This is a genomic window from Spirochaetota bacterium, assembly GCA_035477215.1.
Classification (GTDB): Bacteria; Spirochaetota; UBA4802; order UBA4802; family UBA5368; genus MVZN01.
Window position 1 is genome coordinate 19753 of the sequence record DATIKU010000015.1, and the last position, 19289, is coordinate 39041.

16 protein-coding genes and 1 tRNA gene are annotated in these 19289 nt (G+C 55.8%); 8 read left to right on the forward strand and 9 right to left on the reverse strand.

Features of this window, described 5'->3' with window-relative positions; genetic code table 11:
• The first annotated feature begins 77 nt into the window (after nucleotides 1–77).
• Nucleotides 78–1412, forward strand: coding sequence for an alanine racemase (locus VLM75_03115; GenBank protein ID HSV95907.1), 1335 nt, complete (start codon nucleotides 78–80; stop codon nucleotides 1410–1412).
• A gap of 23 nt (nucleotides 1413–1435) precedes the next feature.
• Here the strand turns inward: VLM75_03115 and VLM75_03120 are convergent, their stop codons facing one another.
• Nucleotides 1436–2635 (reverse strand): ankyrin repeat domain-containing protein, encoded by a 1200-nt coding sequence (locus VLM75_03120; protein HSV95908.1) that lies wholly within the window; start codon nucleotides 2633–2635, stop codon nucleotides 1436–1438.
• 151 nt (nucleotides 2636–2786) lie between these two features.
• Here VLM75_03120 and VLM75_03125 point away from each other — a divergent pair.
• The 7 genes from VLM75_03125 (at nucleotide 2787) to VLM75_03155 (ending at nucleotide 7827) form a co-directional block, all read left to right on the forward strand.
• Nucleotides 2787–2859, forward strand: a tRNA-Gln gene (locus tag VLM75_03125).
• A 401-nt stretch (nucleotides 2860–3260) separates the two neighbouring features.
• Nucleotides 3261–4844 (forward strand): methyl-accepting chemotaxis protein, encoded by a 1584-nt coding sequence (locus VLM75_03130; protein HSV95909.1) that lies wholly within the window; start codon nucleotides 3261–3263, stop codon nucleotides 4842–4844.
• A gap of 16 nt (nucleotides 4845–4860) precedes the next feature.
• Nucleotides 4861–5205 (forward strand): hypothetical protein, encoded by a 345-nt coding sequence (locus tag VLM75_03135; GenBank protein HSV95910.1) that lies wholly within the window; start codon nucleotides 4861–4863, stop codon nucleotides 5203–5205.
• Between the two features lie 69 nt (nucleotides 5206–5274).
• Entirely contained in the window at nucleotides 5275–5406 is a 132-nt protein-coding gene (locus tag VLM75_03140) for a hypothetical protein (GenBank protein HSV95911.1), read from the forward strand.
• A 20-nt stretch (nucleotides 5407–5426) separates the two neighbouring features.
• Nucleotides 5427–6020 (forward strand): SagB/ThcOx family dehydrogenase, encoded by a 594-nt coding sequence (locus VLM75_03145; protein ID HSV95912.1) that lies wholly within the window; start codon nucleotides 5427–5429, stop codon nucleotides 6018–6020.
• Nucleotides 6021–6202: 182 nt separating this feature from the next.
• Nucleotides 6203–6655: a hypothetical protein gene (locus tag VLM75_03150; GenBank protein HSV95913.1), complete on the forward strand. Its 453-nt coding sequence runs from the start codon at nucleotides 6203–6205 to the stop codon at nucleotides 6653–6655.
• Nucleotides 6655–7827 (forward strand): class I SAM-dependent RNA methyltransferase, encoded by a 1173-nt coding sequence (locus tag VLM75_03155; protein ID HSV95914.1) that lies wholly within the window; start codon nucleotides 6655–6657, stop codon nucleotides 7825–7827. Before VLM75_03150 ends, VLM75_03155 begins: the two co-directional genes overlap by 1 nt.
• 248 nt (nucleotides 7828–8075) lie before the next feature.
• Here VLM75_03155 and VLM75_03160 read toward each other — a convergent pair whose 3' ends face one another.
• From VLM75_03160 to VLM75_03195, 8 genes are all read right to left on the reverse strand, one after another.
• The gene (locus VLM75_03160) at nucleotides 8076–8813 is read right to left on the reverse strand and encodes a molecular chaperone Tir (protein HSV95915.1); all 738 of its coding nucleotides are present in this window, start codon (nucleotides 8811–8813) and stop codon (nucleotides 8076–8078) included.
• Between the two features lie 560 nt (nucleotides 8814–9373).
• Nucleotides 9374–9808 (reverse strand): C-GCAxxG-C-C family protein, encoded by a 435-nt coding sequence (locus VLM75_03165; protein ID HSV95916.1) that lies wholly within the window; start codon nucleotides 9806–9808, stop codon nucleotides 9374–9376.
• A 50-nt stretch (nucleotides 9809–9858) separates the two neighbouring features.
• On the reverse strand, nucleotides 9859–10557 hold the full coding sequence (locus VLM75_03170; GenBank protein HSV95917.1) for an amino acid racemase: 699 nt from the start codon (nucleotides 10555–10557) through the stop codon (nucleotides 9859–9861).
• Between the two features lie 132 nt (nucleotides 10558–10689).
• On the reverse strand, nucleotides 10690–12156 hold the full coding sequence (locus VLM75_03175; GenBank protein HSV95918.1) for a prolipoprotein diacylglyceryl transferase family protein: 1467 nt from the start codon (nucleotides 12154–12156) through the stop codon (nucleotides 10690–10692).
• Between the two features lie 37 nt (nucleotides 12157–12193).
• Nucleotides 12194–15388 (reverse strand): fused MFS/spermidine synthase, encoded by a 3195-nt coding sequence (locus VLM75_03180; GenBank protein HSV95919.1) that lies wholly within the window; start codon nucleotides 15386–15388, stop codon nucleotides 12194–12196.
• A 2-nt stretch (nucleotides 15389–15390) separates the two neighbouring features.
• Complete coding sequence (locus tag VLM75_03185; protein ID HSV95920.1) at nucleotides 15391–16653, reverse strand: PKD domain-containing protein; 1263 nt, start codon at nucleotides 16651–16653, stop codon at nucleotides 15391–15393.
• 148 nt (nucleotides 16654–16801) lie between these two features.
• A complete protein-coding gene (locus VLM75_03190; GenBank protein HSV95921.1) occupies nucleotides 16802–17758 on the reverse strand; it encodes a hypothetical protein in 957 nt (318 codons plus the stop codon).
• Between the two features lie 412 nt (nucleotides 17759–18170).
• Nucleotides 18171–19130, reverse strand: coding sequence for a hypothetical protein (locus tag VLM75_03195; GenBank protein ID HSV95922.1), 960 nt, complete (start codon nucleotides 19128–19130; stop codon nucleotides 18171–18173).
• Between the last annotated feature and the right edge of the window lie 159 nt (nucleotides 19131–19289).

Sequence of the window (19289 nt, forward strand, 5' to 3'; positions counted from 1 at the left end):
ATCTCCGGTTTCACCTTCAGAAACATGTTTATTTCGAAGAGCAATCGTTTGCGGTTTGTACGATTCGAGATTGCCGCGTGAAAGAGGTAATCATGGTGAAAAGAAAGAAAATCATGGCAGCCGCGGGTTGCGCTGTCCTGGCGCTTTCGCTCGTCATCCTGTTGTCCAGACCCGGCGACAGGGGCGGCGGCTATAACGGGTATTATGCCGCGATGAACAATGCGTTGAAAGATTCCGGCACGGCCCAACCGGCGATAGTGCTCGATCTCGACCGGGTCGATTCGAATATCGCCAGGGTGCTGAAGGTCATCGCGCCGCCGCTGGAGTACCGGATCGTCACCAAGTCGCTCCCATCTCCGGACCTTCTCATATACGTCATGCAAAAAGCCCGTACGAAAAAGCTCATGCCCTTCCATCTTTCGCATATGCGTGCAATCCTCGAAGCGGTCGGGCCAGGCCTCGACATGCTTCCCGGCAGGCCGTTTCCCGTGGCGGCCCTTGCCGGTTTCTACGATTCCCTGCCGCCGTCTCTGAAAAAGGAGGCGCTCAAGTCCGTGCAGTGGCTGGTCGATTCGCAGGAACGGCTGGGCGAGTACCGTGCCTTCGCGGAGCGTCGCGGTATTGCGCTTCGCATAAACCTGGAGATAGACGTGGGGCTTCACCGGGGAGGCGCACGATCCAACGAAGAGCTCGGCCGGATGCTGCAAATCATTGCGGACAGTTCGGGACGGCTCGTCTTTTCTGGATTAATGGGCTATGACGGACACGTAGCGCATGTGCCGCTGTATATCGGGTCGAAGGAAAGGGCGATCCGGAAGGAATTTGCGAAGTCGATGGCGCGCTACGAAGAGTTCGTACAATACGGGCGAAAGGCCTATCCGGCGCTTTTCAGGGAAGACCTGACCTTCAACAGCGGCGGCAGTAAGACCTGTGCGCTGTATAACCGAACGCTTCCGGTCAACGACATCGCGGCCGGTTCGTGCCTTGTGATGCCATCGACATTCGATGTGTTCACACTCGCCGAGCACCTCCCGGCGCTTTTTATCGCGGCGCCCGTTCTCAAGATACTCGACGGTTACGGCGTGCCGTTCATCGAGTCGTTTCATTCACTTGTAGAATGGTGGGATCCCAATAAGGCCGTTACTTTATATGTCAGCGGCGGGGGCTGGTCCGAGAGGATTCTCGCCCCTGCCGGTATTTCGGTGAACGCGCTCACCGCGAGCCCTCCGAACGAAAATATGCTTCCAAATCAGAGTATGCTGAACGGTTCGAAGAGGGTCGCCATTAAGACAGGGGACCATGTTTTTTATCATCCCCTTCAAGGGGATGCGGTCATGCAGTTCGACGAGATATACGTAATCAGAAACGGAAAAATAACCGCGGTCTGGAAGCCGTTCACTGCCAGGCTTTAATAAGGCTTTCAACAGGTAAGCGCTCATTTACCGGTAAGCTCGAGGTAGCCGTGCCTCAGATCGGTACCGCTCGCGAACATCCACGCCGTCCAGCCTGAGGCGGAGGCGGTTTTTACGTCCGCTCCTTTTTTTAGAAGATACTCCATTGCGCCCGGCGCCAACCCGAAGATCGAATACATGAGCGGCGTTCGGCCGTCGGGGTCGCGCGCGTCGATCGCGGCGCCGTCGCGAATAAGGCGTTCGAGCATTTCGGTATTGTTGAAATACCCGGCGATCATCAGGGCGGTCCGCCCGTCGGCGTCGACGAAGCCGGCTTTTGCATTGCGCAGTATTTCTCCGGCGGCCTCCGCGTTTTTATATCGTGCGAGGACGCCGATCCTGGCGGACCATTCCTCCATCACGGGCCGGTATATCATTTGTTTATGCCGCGGCAGGGTCGAAATGTGTTTCAGCATCGATTTAATGATTTCGCGAGCCATTTTGTCCGATAGCGACGGTGCGATTCTCCTCAGGGCGGCGCGGCAATAGTATGAGTCTTCCCGCTGCTCGACGAGTATTCTCACGCAGTCCCTTTCAGTCAAAGCGGAAAAGTCGGTCGGAAGGGGGAGCTGCCATGCATCCTCATCGATCCCCGCAAGCTGATACCGTACGCGTGATGACGGGATGATGCCGTCTCCGGCGCTTGAACTGGCGCCGGTCTTTGGAAACAGTCGCCCGATCAATTCGTCCTTTTCGGGTCCGGACACCTCCCGTGCCGATCCCCTATCGCGGTTGAACTCGAAGAGATCGTGCATCATTTCCGCGCCGGCGTCGCTCCATCCCGTATGATAGAGCGCGTATACGGCCGACCCTTTCACCGCCCATCGCGCCCCCCTGACCGATCCGCGCCCTTTGCGGGACGAGGTGGGCCTGAGCGCGGCCAGTCGGACCGGCTTTTTCCCTGTCATATCGAAGGCGTAGATGTGTACCGCGTCGTAATAGATCTTTCCCGGAGTGTACATAAACATGGGTATAATCGTGCTTCCGGGTTCGGAGAGCACGTAATCGCACAGGAAGTAGATGGAGTCGCCGGACCGCACTCCGTCGGAGATTTCTTTGCGGGTCGCTATTTCCTTTGCATGAAGCATTTCGAACGGTGCGCATGCCGATATGATGAGTGCTATGACAAGAATTGCCGCGTTATCGCGACCGCGGCGCTTTGACTCGGGTATACGCTTCTTCATTTCAGGGCCAACGGTTAGTGCGAAAAGTCCGATTGCACATCCTCATTGAATTAGAACATGGCATGGTCCCGGTGTCAACAGTTAAAGCCACCCGTGGTTCCGTTGAAAATGCTTGACAAAAATCACCCGCCGGAAATGTATAATACATCATTGCCCGGTGGTGTAACTGGCAACACGTCTGGCTCTGGACCAGAAATGTCTAGGTTCGAACCCTAGCCGGGCAGCATGAGGGCCCCGTTTATCGACGGGGTTTTTTGTTTTATAAGTATTGCCGGAGCAACGAGGTCAGCGGGACGCGCGCGCACGGAGAATGATGGCGCGCACGAGGCGACCGAAGATCATCCAACGATCACTCCGGATCGTTCCCCTCGAGCGCCGTAACGAGTGATTCCGGCACGAGCGTATCGCGCCTTACAACCTCCGCGCTGGCGGAGCGGCCAGGCAGCTTGCGCGGGTTGCGTTATTCATGTCATTCGTCTATCCAGGGTCGTTGTGGAAATCCTGAAATATTATTATGGAAAAATTCGAATGAAAGTGCATCATATTGTGGTATAATGTGTTGCACAGGGTGAATATTCAGGGACATCTTGATGCATGGCGCAAGTATTTTAACAGGGAGCATCACATGGGAGCGAAATCAGGCGGTTTCTTTTTGGGAAGGTACGTAGACAAAAGTTATCACGTTCAGCAGAAGGCACGGGTGATAATCATCATCTACTTCGCGCTTGTCATCACCCTCACTGCGCTGGCGTATTCGATCGCCGTGATCCAGGGCAGAGGCGTGGATGTCTCGGTTATCGCGATTATCATCGTACAGGTAATATTATTGTGTGCGCTAATTATGACGAAGCGCGGCTACAGCAACGTCGCGTCCCATTTCATGCTGGTACCCATGGTGGCCAGCGTCTGGTTCGTTTGTTATGCGTCGGTCGGCACCCGGGAACTTATTGGCGCGATCGATACTATCATGTATGTCTTTCCTATCATCGCCATCGTCACCATAATAACGGATCGGGCTTCTGTGGTCGTTTATACCGGGGGCAATATCGTGATTCACGTGCTGCTCAATGTCTACTGGATGAACAACGGACTGTTGACGCGCGAACAGGCGGTCGACCTGATCCAGGACGGAGTGCTGGCGATGTTGATGCTCGGTGTCGCCTGTTACACCTTCCTCAATATGAGCATAAAGGCGCACGCGCTCGTTGTGATGTCCGGAAAGGAAACCGAGCGTAATGCCGAAAAGATAAGGAGCATCCTACAGCAGACATCCGGAGTCGCCACACGCCTGGCGGCGTCCACCGAGGAAATGGCGGTGACGACCGCGTCGTTTTCCAACAACGCACAGACGCAGGCGGCCTCGATTGAGGAGATAACCTCAACGGTGGAAGAGGTGACGGCAAGCGGCGAGGGCGTTTATTCAATGGCCCGGCGCCAGGCCGGCCTGGCGGACAAAGCGAAGGGCGACATGGAAGGCCTTTACCAGATAGCCTCGCTGTCGGGGGAGAAGATGAAGGACGCGCTCGGCATACGCGATCTCCTCAACGGAATGGTCGAGAAGTCGCGCAATGATATTCAGAATACGCTGTCAATGATGTCGACGGCGACCTCAAAATTCCAGGGGGTAAAGGAGACGGTTGGAATCATCGAGGACATCTCCGACCAGATTAACCTCCTCTCGCTCAACGCGGCGATCGAGGCCGCCAGGGCAGGGGAGCACGGTCGGGGATTCGCCGTCGTGGCCGATGAGATAGGTAAACTGGCCGACAACACGTCCAACAATCTTAAATCGATAAACATGATGTATGCCTCCAGCAGCGAGGAGATCGGAAAGGCGTATCGACAGCTCGAGGTGTTCATCGCCTCCCTCAATGGCGTCATCGAGCAGATCGCCGAGTTCAGCAAGAGGATCGATGTGGTGGTCGAGCTGACCCGGCAGGACCTTGCGCTCAACAGGACGGTGAGCGGTTCGATCGAAGATGTTCTCGGTGAGTCCGGCAGTATCGTTACCGCGTCCGGCGAGCAGAAATCGGCGCTTGAGGAGATTTCAAAAGGCATTTCATCGATCAACCAGATCACCCAGGAAATGGCGCTTGGATCGCAGGAACTCTCAGATACTGCGCGCGAACTGGCCGTTTCGGCGCAGGAGCTCATGGGACTCTCCGGCGTTGTCAGTGAATCCCCTGAAACCCCGATGTCAGAGGTATGACCGCACGATCTCTACGATGAAAATTCCGAAAACTGAAATTACCGAATATATACACCGCGAGGCCGGGGAGGAGGTCGATTCTCCCGCCTGGCGGTACAGGTCAATGGGAGAAATCCGTCTGCCGGTGTCCCGTGGAGAAGTTCTCTGTGTACTCGCGTTTTCGAAAACGGGGAGCGCGTGCTGCGGGGCGGGAGAGGTGCGCTATTTCATGGTGCCCGGCCGCATCCTCACGTGGAAGAACGGATGCACCGCCGAGGGGCGGCCGACCAGCCGTGTAGAGGCGGTCATCGACGGGTGCGAGATGGATGAAATCAGATTCGCACTTGGGGCACGGTTTCCGGGTTGCCAGGTCTGTTTCTGACCGGTTGAAAAGGGAATGGGAGGAAGGGAGGCGCCGGGGATATCCGGGGAGAGACATCCCGGGGCACGCATGATCGTTTCCAGCCGCTATTCAAACGACTCGGTGCCGGCGAACTGGCGGCATTATGGTTTCAATGAGGTGCCTGTGAAGACATTCAGTTACGAAAACGTCGTCGAGGTGCTCAGAAAGCTGGTGATATAATAATTCGAGGAGAATAAGCCATGACGATCAAGCTTCCAGCGCCGGATCTCGCGGGTAAGATGACACTGGAACAGGTAATTCGAGCGAGAAGATCGGTCAGGAGTTACAGCGATTCGGTGTTGTCGATGGCGGCGCTTTCTCAGGTATTATGGGCAGCGCAGGGGGTCAGCGGTGGCGGGGGTCTACGGACGATCCCATCTGCCGGGGGATTGTACCCGCTTGAGATATACTGTGTGGCCGGTGCCGTCGATGGCCTGCCCGCCGGCGTATACCGATATGCAACGTTCGGCCACGAGCTTGTGCGTGTTGTCGGGGGAGAATCGCGCAAGTCGCTGACCGCGGCGGCGCTGGGACAGAAATCTGTGCTCAACGGCGCCGCGTCGATAATAATAGCCGCGGTGTTCGAGCGTTCCACCGGAAAATATTCCCGGCGCGGAATTCAGTACGCCACAATGGAAGCCGGGCACGCCGCTCAGAATATATGCCTGCAGGTTGTGGCGCTCGGACTGGGGACGGTCGTCATCGGCGCCTTTCAGGACGACAAGGTAAAATATGCTGTCAGGATGCGCGAAAACGAGACACCGCTCTATATAATGCCGATCGGTGTGGTCTGAAAGAACATATGCTCCAGTCGACGCGAAAGCTCCTTGGAAAACGCGGCTGGCGCCTTGACCGCGCGGCGCATAATCACCTTTATTTTGTATATTACCACCCCTACGTCAGGACGCTGTATCATCTCTTTCGAATCCCGGCGGCCCGCTTGGCGTGGATGCGGCCCATAAGAATAATTATCGGGATGGCATTCGATCGATACCACGCCAAGTTTTTATCCGGAAGCGATGCGCGAAAGATCCTTACGCTCAATGAGGATTTAAGGACCTGGGTGGAGCGCCTGGGAAAAAAATACAATGCCGGGAAGATTTTTCAGGAGGAGGCGCTTTCAATCGTCGAAAGGTTCAGGGGTATGGGTTATGTAACGCAGGCCTTCTTCAAGGTGGCGACCGGCGGCTCGACCGGCGCCGTCTGCAACTGTCATCCGGACACCTGTGTGAGTCTGAAGGCGACTGGTTCCCCGTGCCGGTTCGAACCCGGCCTCTCGATGGCGGCCGATGCCGGATACGGGGCGAGCCGCATTGCGGCGAAGTGCAGGTTATGCGGAGGGTGCGCAAAGGTCTGCCGTTTCGGGGCGATTCGTAATCCGCGAAACCTTGTTGAAATAGCGGACTCGGGCAAGAGGAAAGACCTGTAATGGAGACCTTTACACTGGTGGCGGTTTGCGCCTTCGGTCTCGAATCGGTGGTGGCGGGTGAATTGAGGGGCCTGGGATACGCCGATCTTAAAACCGGGGACGGACGGGTATATTTCAGGGGAGACGAGCGGGACATCGTCCGGTGCAATCTGTGGCTGAGATCGGCCGATCGGGTCCAGATACGCATGGCGGAATTCGACGCCGCCGATTTCGGCGCGCTTTTCGATGGGGCGTATTTGATCGAATGGGAGAGACTCATCCCCGAGAACGGCAAAATGCACATCGAGGCGCGATCGGTCAAATCAAAGCTCTCGAGCCTGCCGGCCTGCCAATCCATCATAAAGAAGGCGGTGGTAAAGGCGATGTCGAGAAAATACCGGCGCGAACGTTTCGAGGAGGACGGTCCGGTTTTCACGATCGAACTTTCCCTTTCATCCGACCGGGCCATTATTACGCTCGACACCAGCGGCCACGGGCTTAACAAGCGGGGATACCGCAAGGGCAAAGGGGAGGCCCCCCTGCGCGAAACACTGGCCGCGGCGCTGGTCCTGCTTAGCCGCTGGGACGTATCGCGACCCTTCGCGGATCCGCTGTGCGGTTCGGGGACCATTCCCATCGAGGCTGCCCTCATCGGCGCCAATATCGCGCCGGGGCTGGGGCGCGAGTTCGCGTCGGAGCGCTGGCCCTTCATGGAGAAAAACATGTGGGCCGAGGCGCGCGAAGAGGCGCGTGCGTCGATTCGCAGGGCGGATTTTTCAATATACGCATCGGACATCGATACCGGCGTATTCAGGAAGGCCCGCGAGAACGCCGAAGCCGCGGGCGTGGCGGAGCGGATCATTTTCGAAAAGAAAAAACTGGAGGAGTTCAGCTCCAAAAAACCATACGGCTGTATCGTCTGCAATCCCCCGTATGGCGAACGCATAGGAGAAGACGATGAGGTCGCGGCGCTCTACCGGCGGATGGGCCGGGTTTTCGGCGCTCTCGACTCGTGGTCGGTCTTCGTCCTTACCGCGCACCCCGATTTCGAAAAATACTACGGACGAAAGGCTGACAAAAACCGGAAGCTCTACAACGCGAAGATCAAATGTTACCTCCATCAGTATTTCGGTCCGCTCCCTCGTATAAACGACTCCAGGAGGGGAAACGATCGGGACACACTCGACGCATGATACGGCCTTTCGGCCCCGCAGGCGCATAAATCCATTATCTGTTGACATGTACGATTTCGCACGGCGTTCTGGTGAAGACCGGGGAAGCGGATACATCGTCGGTATTGATACGCCCAGGCCTCCTGATAACGCCCGCTGAGGCCAGCGGGATAATCGAGGCGATGAAAAAGGCCGCGGGGGATATTTAGCCTTCCCGGGTGGGGCCGATATGCATTGCCGCATTTGCCGAAAAAGAGAATCCGGCCGGTTCAGTAATTGCGCTTCATCTGAACGAGCGTTCCCCGTTCCATTCTGACCCGGTATTCGATTCCCATGGGGTAGATGATCAGCGTGCCGTCGCCGTGCTCGAGGTCTTCTTCCCAGTTCCCGGTGTATTTGTTGCCGTCGGGGAAAAGGCAGGTGCCGTTTCCGTGGCGTTTGCCGTCCTTCCAGTCTCCGCGGTATTTCTCACCGTCGGGAAGCACACAGGTCCCAAAGCCGTTCTGGCGGTCGTTGTCCCATTCGCCGTGGTATGTGCGGCCGTCGGGAAAGATGAGCGAACCGTAACCGTGGCGAATGTCATTTCTCCACTCACCGGTGTACCTCATACCGTCGGAGCCGATAAAGGTACCGTTTCCGTGGCGCATGTTTTTTTTCCAGCTGCCGGAATATCGGCTCCCGTCGGCATAAACGCAGCTACCCTCTCCCTGCCATTCACCTTCTTCCCAGTTACCGGAGTATTTCCGGTTATTGGGATAAATGATTGTTCCCTGGCCGTGCATCAGGCCGTTTTTCCAGCTCCCCTCATACCGGGACCCATCGGGATACACGCATGCACCCTCGCCGTCGGGCAGACCGTTTTTCCATTCGCCGGCGTATCGGCGTCCATCCTCGAAGACATGGCTTCCCGTACCGCTTATACAGTTTCCGTCACAAGCGGCATGGAGTGTCTGCGAAGCGGCTGCAAGCGACAGCGCCGCAAGGATAAGCATGATCAGGCGTTTCATATTGCCGCACTCCAATGCCCTTTATAGCACAAAATATTGACCATGCTGGTGAAAAACGCAAGCATTTTGTAAGGGAAACACTGACATACAGATGGCGGGGTTTTTGACAAATATTTAGGATCAGGCGGACGCCATTGAATCGGATGGGCATACTATCACCCGGGCCTCCCCGCTTTTTCCGGTCACTATCAGGCGATAATCCACGGTGTTCCAGAAATGGCAACAGACGGTGTTGTCGTCAATTTCACCGTCGTAAAATTTGCACTGTCTGCAATCGCTCAGCTTCATCGGTGTCGGGTTCCGAACACGGTCTGGTCATGCATGGATATGGATCGGCAGGCGCGGCTGCCCTCCGCGCCGCCTTAACAAGTTAAACCGGCCTGTCCGTTCCGGCGCCGTCGGGAGAAGGGACCGTAACGGCTGAGACTCTACGATAAAGGTGGAAGAGCGCGATACCGTAGTAGATGATGGTGCGATGCGCACACTTGATTGTATTGGCGCGATCACGGATTAACGCAAATAATTTTCCAACGGACGGCCCGTCAATCCGCGCTTAACATTCAGTTCATCTCCTCCAGCAGCGAGACTGCGTCGCGAACGAACATGGTACACCGTTTTTCGAACAGGCCGGTATCGCGGGCGTGCAGAAGCCCCTCGGACGTGGAAATATCGACACCGATCAATTCCCGGCAGATGGTGGAACCGTGTATTCGTGAGAAATCAGCGGCGAACTCGCGCGCTCTTGCGTACGTCAGTTCCTTGGCCGTTTCGTCATCGGCGAGGTATTTGCCGTGCCGGAGTCCCAGCACCATGAAGGCCCCGGTGACCGCTCCGCAGACCCCCTGGGTGCGCGCGATGCCGGCCCCGAAGGCACAGGCGATCTTGAGGGCGGCCTCTTCCTTCAGTCCGAATTCGGCGGCGAAAGCGGCGAATACGGACTGCGAGCAGTTGAAATGGTCGGAAAAAAGCCCGAGAGCCTTCCGCTTTTTATCCATCCGGTGGTCTCCGTATTGCTATTAGACGATGGTACGCCGTCGCGAATCTGCTAACGTTTCATGGCATCGACTATTTTCTCGATGTGAATCCGGGCCGTATTGAAAAACGGCAAGCCGCCGGGTCCGGTCGGGTCTGCGTATAAAAGCGGCAGCTCGGTGCATCCCAGGACAACGCCCTCGACGCCGTGGTCGCGGCGCATTCGGTTGATGATCGCATCGAATCCTGCCAGGGTTTCAGTCTTCACAATGCCGAATTCGAGTTCGTCGAAAATCCGTTGATGTACATAGGCCTGTTCGTCCGAACTCGGAACATGGAGATGGATACCCTCGCGCTCGAACGCCGTCCGATAGAAATCATTGCGCATCGTGAACCCCGTTCCCAGAAGGGCCGCGTGTTTGATGCCGGAGGATGCCGCCCGTGCCGTGGTCGCTTCAACTATGCTAATGAGTGGCAGGGGGGTGCGCTCCCGGAGCTCCGCGAAGACCACATGCGGGGTGTTGGAGGCTATGGCGCCGAAATCCGCGCCGGCGGCCCGGAGCCTCGAGGCGGCGTCCAGAAGGTATCCGAGCAGTCCGGCCATGTCGGCGGCCTCGATTATTGCGAGCATCCTGGTCATGTTGACGCTCGCGATGATTATTTCGGGATACCCGTCCGGATCGTATTTCTCGCGGCAGAGGCTGATGATGGAGCGGTAGTAGTCTATCGTCGACTCGGGACCGATGCCCCCGATAATTCCCGGTGTTTTCATGCCATCGATTCCTTCTGATTGCAGCATCGCATCCCGCTTTGTTAAAATTCAACCGTATTTTTATGATAAAATAAAATCAGTGCGTCTAACAGAATGCGGGAGCGTCGATAAAGGATGTGGGCGCGGACTGAATCAGTACATCATCATGGGCATGCCGATCACGCCAATATCGATTATAAAATGGCAGATTATGCAGGGAATAATGCTCCCGGTCTTTTCAAAAACAAGGCCGAGGACCATCCCATATATAAAACTCAGAACAAAGAACACGGGCCCCCCGATCGCGAGGTGGATGGTGGAATAGAGGGCCGATTGCGCAGCGATGGCCTGTATAACGCCGAGCTTAGATTCCCTCAGCAGCCTGTAGAGCGCCAGCCGAAAAAAGACCTCCTCGGCGAAGGAATTGAGCAGGCTGATGACGATTACCGGCGGCCAGAACGTCGCACCCCGCAGGGAATAATTTGTCGTTCCCAGGAGAATAACCGTATAGGCAAGGCTTCCGATGAGGCCGAAAAGAAACCACGGATTTACCAGTTTTTTGTAATCGAGCCGGAAAGCGGAAGTAAATGACATCCCGAGAATCATCATGAACAGAAGGCCCGCGATCTCGAGGAAGAATACCGGCAGGTATGAGGGTATCCTTCTCCAGGCATCGATGACGCTTTCTACGGGGAAGAGCGGCCATGTAACGAGTCCGCCCCTCACCAAGAGCGCGATAACGATGAAAAAGAAAGCGAAATAAACGACAATACCGCATGCGGCTATGCGCGTGCCGTACAGTGGTTTATCGGATTCGGGGAGGTTTGCATAACGGTTTCGTAGAGCCGTTGCGGCCAGTATGATCGAGCCGATCGCCACAAATACGATCATGACGATCTGGGCCTGGGTTAGTCCCCATGCGGCGACGGACTCTGTGCGGATGAACTCGACCAGAAAGCGCGCGTCACCGTAAAGAATGAGATAAAGCGCGGTAACCTTTCCCCCCTCGGACATGCGCGCCGGCGAGCCGGGGGAGTAAATGCGGCCGTGCATTTTGCGAAGAACGAGAAATATGCCCAGGTTGTACGCCATGTCGTACAGCGGGACCGGATTATAAAAATCGAAAGAAAACCCTAAGATGGAGAACCCTATCGGCCCGCCCCAGCAGCAACCGACGAGAAAACAGGCGACCCTTCCGATGGCATTGGACAGCGGAATGTACAGGAAGAACGCGTCGGAAACGTCCCAGAAACGGAAGCGCATGACGAAAAGAAGCGCGCTTATCAGCACAGTGGGAAGCACGAGACTGGCGTGAAAAGTGTGATAGCTCTGTGAGCTCACAATATCGGAGAAGAGCGAAAAGCTCCAGAACTCGCTCGGATGATGGAAGATGTTCGCGGCACGGGAGCTGACAAACCCCGCCGGAAGTATAAAGAATGCGATGATGAGAAAGAAGCGCCGTACCCGCCCTTTGCCATAGCCCAGATCGCCGATTTTCCGGTAGACCAGAAAGAGTCCGATGGCGACTGCCAGCACAACGAAGCCGTTGTAGATCGAGTTTGTCAGCGTGACGAACAACCCCGGATCAACGTTGTACTTCAGTAAAAAGTGGGAGACCATTGATTTACCCGCTCAAGTAAAATAATGCCGAAGGCATTCAGTTGAGGCGTGCCAGTCCCTGTCGTGCACCATCGTGTGCCGGATCAAACCGAAGCGCCTGCCGGTAGCGACGGTCGGCGGCGAATCGGTCTCCCTCGGCCTCATGGATCAGTCCCAGTTCGAAATGGATCTCGCCGTCGAAAGGTGTGAGTTCCAGGGCCCTGTTGAAACTTCGCTTTGCATCGGTGATACGGTACTGAAACTTGCGAGTCATCCCAAGCGCGTAGTGCAACTCCGCGGCATCCGGATTTCTCCGCAATCCTCTCATGAACTCTTTTGCCGCCGCGTCAAGGTCGCCCTTTCTGAGATATATCCAGCCGAGATGGTAATGAGCCGCCAGGCCCTTGCCGCCCGATGCGATCGCCTTTTTAAAATAATCGGAGGCCTCGTCAAACCTTCCCATCTTAAGATATGCCTCGCCAAGCAGGGCCAGGGCCTCGCCGGAACTCGGTTCCATCTCCAGCGCGTTCTTTAATACGGCGACCATTTTCGTGTACGCGCCTTCGCGCAGGAGATCCCGCGCATTGGAGACAAGTGAGTCGTGCGACGGCGGTCCCTCCGCCGGGTTTATTTCCGCGGGCGCCATCGAGATGCCGTCGCTTCGGGTGGAAATGCCGGGATAATCCGGTACGATCGCAAGGGCCTTTTTAATTTCGTGCGTGTAGCCCGGGTTCCCCGCGCTGTTCATCGCCATGGCGGTAAGAACGTGGCCGGTGGCCCTGCCCATCCTCTCGATATCGCCATGAAGCCGTTCAATACGACCGCCGTCAGGAAGGAGAGACGTTGCCGATTTTCTGTACAGCCTGATCAGCGAGAGGGTGTTGGTCAGATCGTGCATGGTGGTGCGCGAAACGGCGAATTCCAGGTATGGATCGTTCTCCGTGTGGAGCCTGCCGCGCGGTTCCATTTCGTCGATAGCGGCCTGGTCGAACTTGAAGATGTCGAGGAATGCCGACGGTGAAGAGTAGCCGATCTCCACAAGGTCCCTCCGTGCGTAACGCTCGAACCGGTCAAGAAACGTACGCGGATTTACACTGAAGGGCGCGTCCGAACCGGCGATGAGCGCGTGCTGGTTGTCGTGGCTGGTCGCGAACCAGAAACTCACATAAGGGAATTCCGCGCGGAAGGTTTTGAGAAGCGACGTGAAGCTTGAAAGGTCCATGTCCACCGGCATCCACGATGTCATTATTCCGCCGGGCTTAAGACGTTTCTTCGCCGCGCGGAAATATTCCCGGGTGTAGAGGCCCGAGTTCCCCGCGTAGTACGGCCAGATGGAATCGTTCATAATGACGTCGTAACGCTCCCCGGTCAGCCGAAAATAATTCGCGCCATCCATGATCACCGGTCGAAATTTAGGGTGTCGCACCACGCCGCCGTTGATGTCGCTGAAATAACGGTCGGAGGTCTCGATTACGGATGAGCTTATCTCAACCACGTCGAGTCGCTCAATGTCGTATGACGTGACGATGCGCGAGGTCTCGCCGCTGCCGAAACCAACCTGGCAGATCAGCCGCGGTACCGGATGCAGGAGCATCGGGATATGTGCCTGAAGCTTCTGTGTCGTGCGCAGCGTGTACGCCGTGCCGGCGACATTGATCGAACCGGTCGAGATGACGCGATGCCCGCTCGCAAAGTGATGCACGGTGGTGATGCCTTCGATTCCCTCATGCGCGTAATCGATCACCGAGGTGCGGTCGTGCATCGCCTCGCCCATATTGTAATATCGGAAAAGATAGTCGCCCGGCAGGATGAGAAACGCGGCGATGACCGCGGGCCATGGCGCGAATGCTCCCCACACGGAGAAACGCGCCGGTCCGGCCGAATCGGCGGGATTCTTTGGTTTGGATTCCGCTCCCGCTGAAAGCACAAGGGCAAGCGTCGCGATACCGCAGCTGATGAACACCATGATCAGCATGGAGACCTGTGTACCCGCCAGGGCCACCAGGAAAAAACCAGTGACGACACAACCCAGGATGGACCCGACGGTGCTTACGGCATAGAGCGACCCGAAGGACTCACCAATATGCGAAATTTGCCTGGTAAAAACCGCGACAGCCGCCGGGAAGGCGATCCCGATAAGGAGGGTGGGGAGGGCCATCACAATGATCGACGGCAGGAGATTCGTTAGCAGTACATTCCCCGCCCAGGTTACCCCCGTGGTATAGGGTTCGATTGGCATCCGGGCAAAAGAGCCGAAAGCCAGAAGCGAGAGGAATACTGAAACGGCGACTCCCCATTGTAATAGTCCCCAGAATTTCAGGTAGTTCTTAATGCCGAAACGACGTTCAACGAGCGCGAAAATGAGACTGCCGAGCCCGATTCCAAGGAGGAAGGTAGTCAGCATGATCGAGAAGGCGTACACGGTCGTCTTGAGCATGAATACGAGCAGGCGAGTCCAGAGAATCTCGCATGAGAGCGATACGAAACCGGCCCCCGCCACGAGTGCAAGGAATACGCGCATACGGGCGGCCGAAAAGGTGGCGGTATCATTGCGCGTGGAAGTGAGTTTTACGGTTTCATCCTGTTTTTCGACCGGTATCAAACGGGCGGCAAGAAAAACACAGGCGGCGATGATGATATTTATCAGGGCTGCGATAAAAACCGATTCCCGTACTCCAAACACCCTGATAAGATAGAAACCTGTCACAAGGCAGCCTGCCGCCGCGCCCAGGGTGTTAAGGCCGTAAAGGATGCCCGCCCCTGTGCCCACCTGTTCCATCCGCCGGATAAAGAAGCGCGCGATAACCGGAAGCGTGCCCCCCATCAGAAGCGTGGGGATGAAAACCAGCACAAATGACAGGGCAAAACGCACCGCCGTGAGGAGCGTATCGGAGAAATTGAGAGTGTTGTAGAAGAAACCATATACGGGATTGAGCAGGGGCACGGTTAGCGTTATCAGCACCGCGAACAGCGCGATACCGGCCTCGAGCATTGCATAAACAACCAACTGCCGTCTTCGCGTATCGATCAGTTTGCCGAAAAGGCGGCTTCCCAGCGCCAGCCCCGCCATGAACGCCGACAGCACCGCGGTCACCGAATAGGTGGTGTTGCCGAATACGCCGGTGAACAGCCGCACCCACGCGACCTCGTAAACCAGGCAGGTGAAACCTGAAAGGAAAAACAGTATAAAGAGAGGGAGGGTGATGGCGCCGGAGGCCCGGAGCCCCCTCCCTGGGGAAGATTTTCGAGACACTGTTACAGCTTCCCTTCTTTTTCAAGCGTGCGGAGTTCGTCGACGGTTACGAAGTCCTTACCGAGCAGCTTCTTCGCCTTCTGTACCTTGCGGTCGAGCTCGGGATCGTCGATTACCTGGTGCTTTTTGAGCTTCAAATCATCGTCGCTGACCGGAATCGTGAGGTAAATGGTCGCGTTTACGGACGTGCCGCCCTGGGTGCTTCCTTTCAGCTTGATGGTCACGTTGCAGGTCGATTTCGGCATCATTCCGCCGGCAAGTGTCAGGGTTGCGTTCGCCACGGCATTCCTCGCAATACTGGTCTGGGAAAGCAGCGCTCCGGCACCATAGGCCCGGGTTTCGGCGGGGCGTTCTCCATCGCATGAAACGTATTCAACCTCGGCATCGCCAAGAGAGAGCGATTCGTTATGAATGTTTTTCATGTTGACGTCGACCGTGTACGCCCCGTCTTTCATTACGGGGAACCTGTTATACACGATTGGGATGGTGGCGGCACCCATCTGGGAGGAAATCCACTGGATGTTCGGAAAATCTATCGTTGTGCGCGCTGTAGCGCTCGTGTTTTTCTCGTCGGTGACGGTTACCTTGACCGTGAACGTCGAGTGGAAGCGTTTCTGGTCGCGCGCGAAATAGTTATGGGTTGCATAGCCGGTATCGGTTTTTTTTGTGGAGCCGTCCCCGAAATCCCACGCGAAACGGGTCTTGCCGCTGAAACCCTCCAGCTTGATCACCTCGAACTCTCCTTCTTCGGGGCGCATCGGGTGCGGGCTCGCTTTGAGGTATACAAGCGGCCTGTCGGGACATTTGACCACGTTTACCGTGACAGTTTTGGTGTCGATGCGCTTGTAGTCGCGCACCGTCACAACAATATCCTGCGTCCCTTCGCCGTAGTATTTTAATATAACCGGATTGCCCACCTTCTCGGCGACCTTGAAGATGAGGTCTTTGTCATGACCGTCGGGATCGCGCGCGTCAACCCTTACCTCGAAATCGTCGCCGGAGCATACGGTCTCTTTTTCGAGATGAATCTTTTTAATGAATTCCTTGCGCTCTACCTCGAAAGTTCCGACTTTGGAAGGGTCGATCTCGGACTCGCCGGCCGATGACGAAAATAGATTCATATAGAAATTCATCGCAGAGGCCGGATCCTTCTCGGCAAGCGAGCTTTCTTTTTGTTCGCCTCCGCGCAGTACAATAATAAGACCGATCAGCGCGACCGACCCAACGACGAGCAGTGTCCATTTATGTTTTTTAATGAAATCCATGCCGCATTCTCCATGTGAGGAATTTTCCCGGGGAGTCTGAAATGAAGCCTCCCGGGAAAAGGGAAAGCGGCCTCCCATTCCTGAATGGAAGGCCGCCGAACCGTTACGAAGCGTGCCTTCGTGTTACGAAACGCAAAGCACCGGCGTATTACCTGTAGTAGCCGTCAATGAACATCAGGCCCTCGACCGCGCCATAGTACGACGAGTCGGCGGTCTGGGCTCCGGGATAGTAACCGGCCGGGTTACGGTAATTGGCAAGCAACAGATTGTCCGGCGCGGGCGCGACCGAAGTCAGATAGCCCGTGGGCCCGTTGAGCCTTGTTCGCCAGTAGCTGCTGGTGTCCGTTGCCCTGTCGAACCCGAAGGTGTTGACCACCTGGTTGGCCATATTGGCAGCGCATCCGGTGCCGCAGAAAAGCTTTCCGCACCATCCAAGCTCTTCAAGAGCCGCCGAGCGAACACCATTGTAAAGCTGCAGTGCGGCGTCATAGACGGTCTGAGAGCTGTGGTACGGCAGATTCATTTGTTTGCCCGAGAAATAGTTGGCGAACCAGTTGGTGCCCGAGCAGTGGCCGCCGCGTCCCTTTACCCTCACGTTGCTGTTGTCCATCTGGAAAAAGTTGGCGTACCCATAGGGGCGATAGTACGCGTCCATATACGCCATCTTGTCCGCGACCGCGTTGAGAAGCGGTCTGTACGAGCTCTCAAGGGCGGCGGTGGGTTTTAATACCACTCCGCCTCCGGCGGTAAAGTTTCGGGTGACGTTATACGTCGTGTTGATGTCCTCGGTGAGAATGCCGGGCATACCATTGCTCAGTGGGTCGGACTTCAGCGTGGTCGGACATCCTATCCAGGTCTTGTTGTATGCCGGGAAATTCATGGTGTTGTGACGGATATTGTATCCGTTGTTCACCAGCATTCCCGAGTGGCTCCAGTACGAATTGAGAACAATGAAGAGACCGCTCAACGGTCCAGGCCCGTTAGGCGAGAGCACCACGTCGCCCTTTAATGCGTTGATTCTCGTCGGAACGTAAACGGCGCCGTAAACAGTGCTCGCGAATACCAGTATAATGCAAATCGCGAGCAGCTTGCAAAACTTCCTCATACCTCCTCCTTTTATTTGTTATTGGACACCCCATTCCCATCGCGTCCGTTCTGAGAAGCGGCGACGGGCAATTGATCGTCTATATGTGAACACATGTTGATAATAAGTCAAGATACTTATGTGATTATATTGCAAAAAATTGACAACAGGCCCATTTTCAAAAACACGAATCAGCCACCGTCATCATTTATTTTAATAAAAGAGGCCGAGGATGAGAAGAGATTTAGTTTATTTGACGGCGTGTACATTACTTTAGAAAATATTTTACGATTTCGCGGAAGGATGTTAAACAACAAGTTTTTCCTGAAGATAACGCACGGTATCAGGGATAAAAAACGGCCTTCCATGTCGAATGGAAGGCCACCGGCCGCCAGAAGCATGCGGCCGTTACGGTATACGGCGAAAAATCAGATCATCTGTAGTAGCCGTCAATAAACTGCAGCGTCTCAACCGCACCGTAGTACGAAGAATCCGCGGTATTGACTCCCACGTTGTAGCCGAGAGGATTCGTGTAATTGGCCAGTAGCAGATTGTCCGGCGCCGGGGCGACCGAAGTCATATAGCCCGTGGGCCCGTTGAGCCTGGTGCGCCAGTAATTGGTGGTGTCCGTGGCCCTGTCGAATCCGAAGGTGTTGCAGACCTGATTGGCCATCCTGTCCGCGCATCCGGTTCCGCAGAAGAGCTTGCCGCACCATCCCAACTCCTCGAGTACCGCCGCGCGAACGCCGTTATACAGCTGCAGCGATGCGTCGTAGATCGTCTGGGAATTGTGGAAGGGCAGGTTCATCTGTTTGCCCGAGAAATAGTTGGCGAACCAGTTACTGCCCGAGCAGTGGCCGCCGCGTCCCTTAACCCTCACGTTGCTGTTATCCATCTGGTAAAAGTTGGCATAACCGTGAGGGCGATAGTACGCGTCCATGTACGCCATCTTGTCCGCGACCGTGTTGAGCAGGGGTCTGTACGAGCTTTCCAGGGCCGCCGTGGGCTTAAGTACGGCGCCGCCCGACGCGGTAAAGTTATACGTGGCATTGTACGCCGTGTTGATGTCTTCCGTGAGCATGCCGGGAACGCCGTTGCTCAGCGGATCGGACTTAAGCTGCGTCGGGCAACCTATCCAGGTCTTGTCGTAGGCGGGGAAATTCATGGTGTTATGTCGGATGTTGTACCCGTCGTTCACCAGCATTCCCGAATGACTCCAGTAGCAACGGAGAACCTGGAAGAGCCCGCCCAGGGGCCCCGATCCGCTGTTTGGCGAAAGGATGACGTCTCCCTTGAGCCCGTTTATCCTTGTGGGCACATAGACGGCGCCGTAAACCGTGCTCGCGAATACGAGTATTATACATACCGCGAGCAGTTTGTAAAACTTCCTCATACCTCCTCCTTTTGTATTTAATTGGAAGACCTCTTGCCCGCCGCGATTCCATTATGAACCGATGACAGGTAATTAACCGCTGATTGAAAACATACAACGCATTTTAGTCAAGCGGGAAAAGGTTATGTCCCAAAAAAAATGAGCAGTCGCTCAGTATCC

What these genes read in the sequence shown, in the direction of transcription:
- VLM75_03145 (HSV95912.1), top strand. Translation starts at nt 5,427, where the DNA reads ATGACGATCAAGCTTCCAGCGCCGGATCTCGCGGGTAAGATGACACTG.
- VLM75_03130 (HSV95909.1), top strand. Translation starts at nt 3,261, where the DNA reads ATGGGAGCGAAATCAGGCGGTTTCTTTTTGGGAAGGTACGTAGACAAA.
- VLM75_03150 (HSV95913.1), top strand. Translation starts at nt 6,203, where the DNA reads ATGGCATTCGATCGATACCACGCCAAGTTTTTATCCGGAAGCGATGCG.
- VLM75_03175 (HSV95918.1), bottom strand. Translation starts at nt 12,156, where the DNA reads ATGGTCTCCCACTTTTTACTGAAGTACAACGTTGATCCGGGGTTGTTC.
- VLM75_03170 (HSV95917.1), bottom strand. Translation starts at nt 10,557, where the DNA reads ATGAAAACACCGGGAATTATCGGGGGCATCGGTCCCGAGTCGACGATA.
- VLM75_03165 (HSV95916.1), bottom strand. Translation starts at nt 9,808, where the DNA reads ATGGATAAAAAGCGGAAGGCTCTCGGGCTTTTTTCCGACCATTTCAAC.
- VLM75_03140 (HSV95911.1), top strand. Translation starts at nt 5,275, where the DNA reads ATGATCGTTTCCAGCCGCTATTCAAACGACTCGGTGCCGGCGAACTGG.
- VLM75_03135 (HSV95910.1), top strand. Translation starts at nt 4,861, where the DNA reads ATGAAAATTCCGAAAACTGAAATTACCGAATATATACACCGCGAGGCC.
- VLM75_03185 (HSV95920.1), bottom strand. Translation starts at nt 16,653, where the DNA reads ATGGATTTCATTAAAAAACATAAATGGACACTGCTCGTCGTTGGGTCG.
- VLM75_03190 (HSV95921.1), bottom strand. Translation starts at nt 17,758, where the DNA reads ATGAGGAAGTTTTGCAAGCTGCTCGCGATTTGCATTATACTGGTATTC.
- VLM75_03195 (HSV95922.1), bottom strand. Translation starts at nt 19,130, where the DNA reads ATGAGGAAGTTTTACAAACTGCTCGCGGTATGTATAATACTCGTATTC.
- VLM75_03120 (HSV95908.1), bottom strand. Translation starts at nt 2,635, where the DNA reads ATGAAGAAGCGTATACCCGAGTCAAAGCGCCGCGGTCGCGATAACGCG.
- VLM75_03160 (HSV95915.1), bottom strand. Translation starts at nt 8,813, where the DNA reads ATGAAACGCCTGATCATGCTTATCCTTGCGGCGCTGTCGCTTGCAGCC.
- VLM75_03155 (HSV95914.1), top strand. Translation starts at nt 6,655, where the DNA reads ATGGAGACCTTTACACTGGTGGCGGTTTGCGCCTTCGGTCTCGAATCG.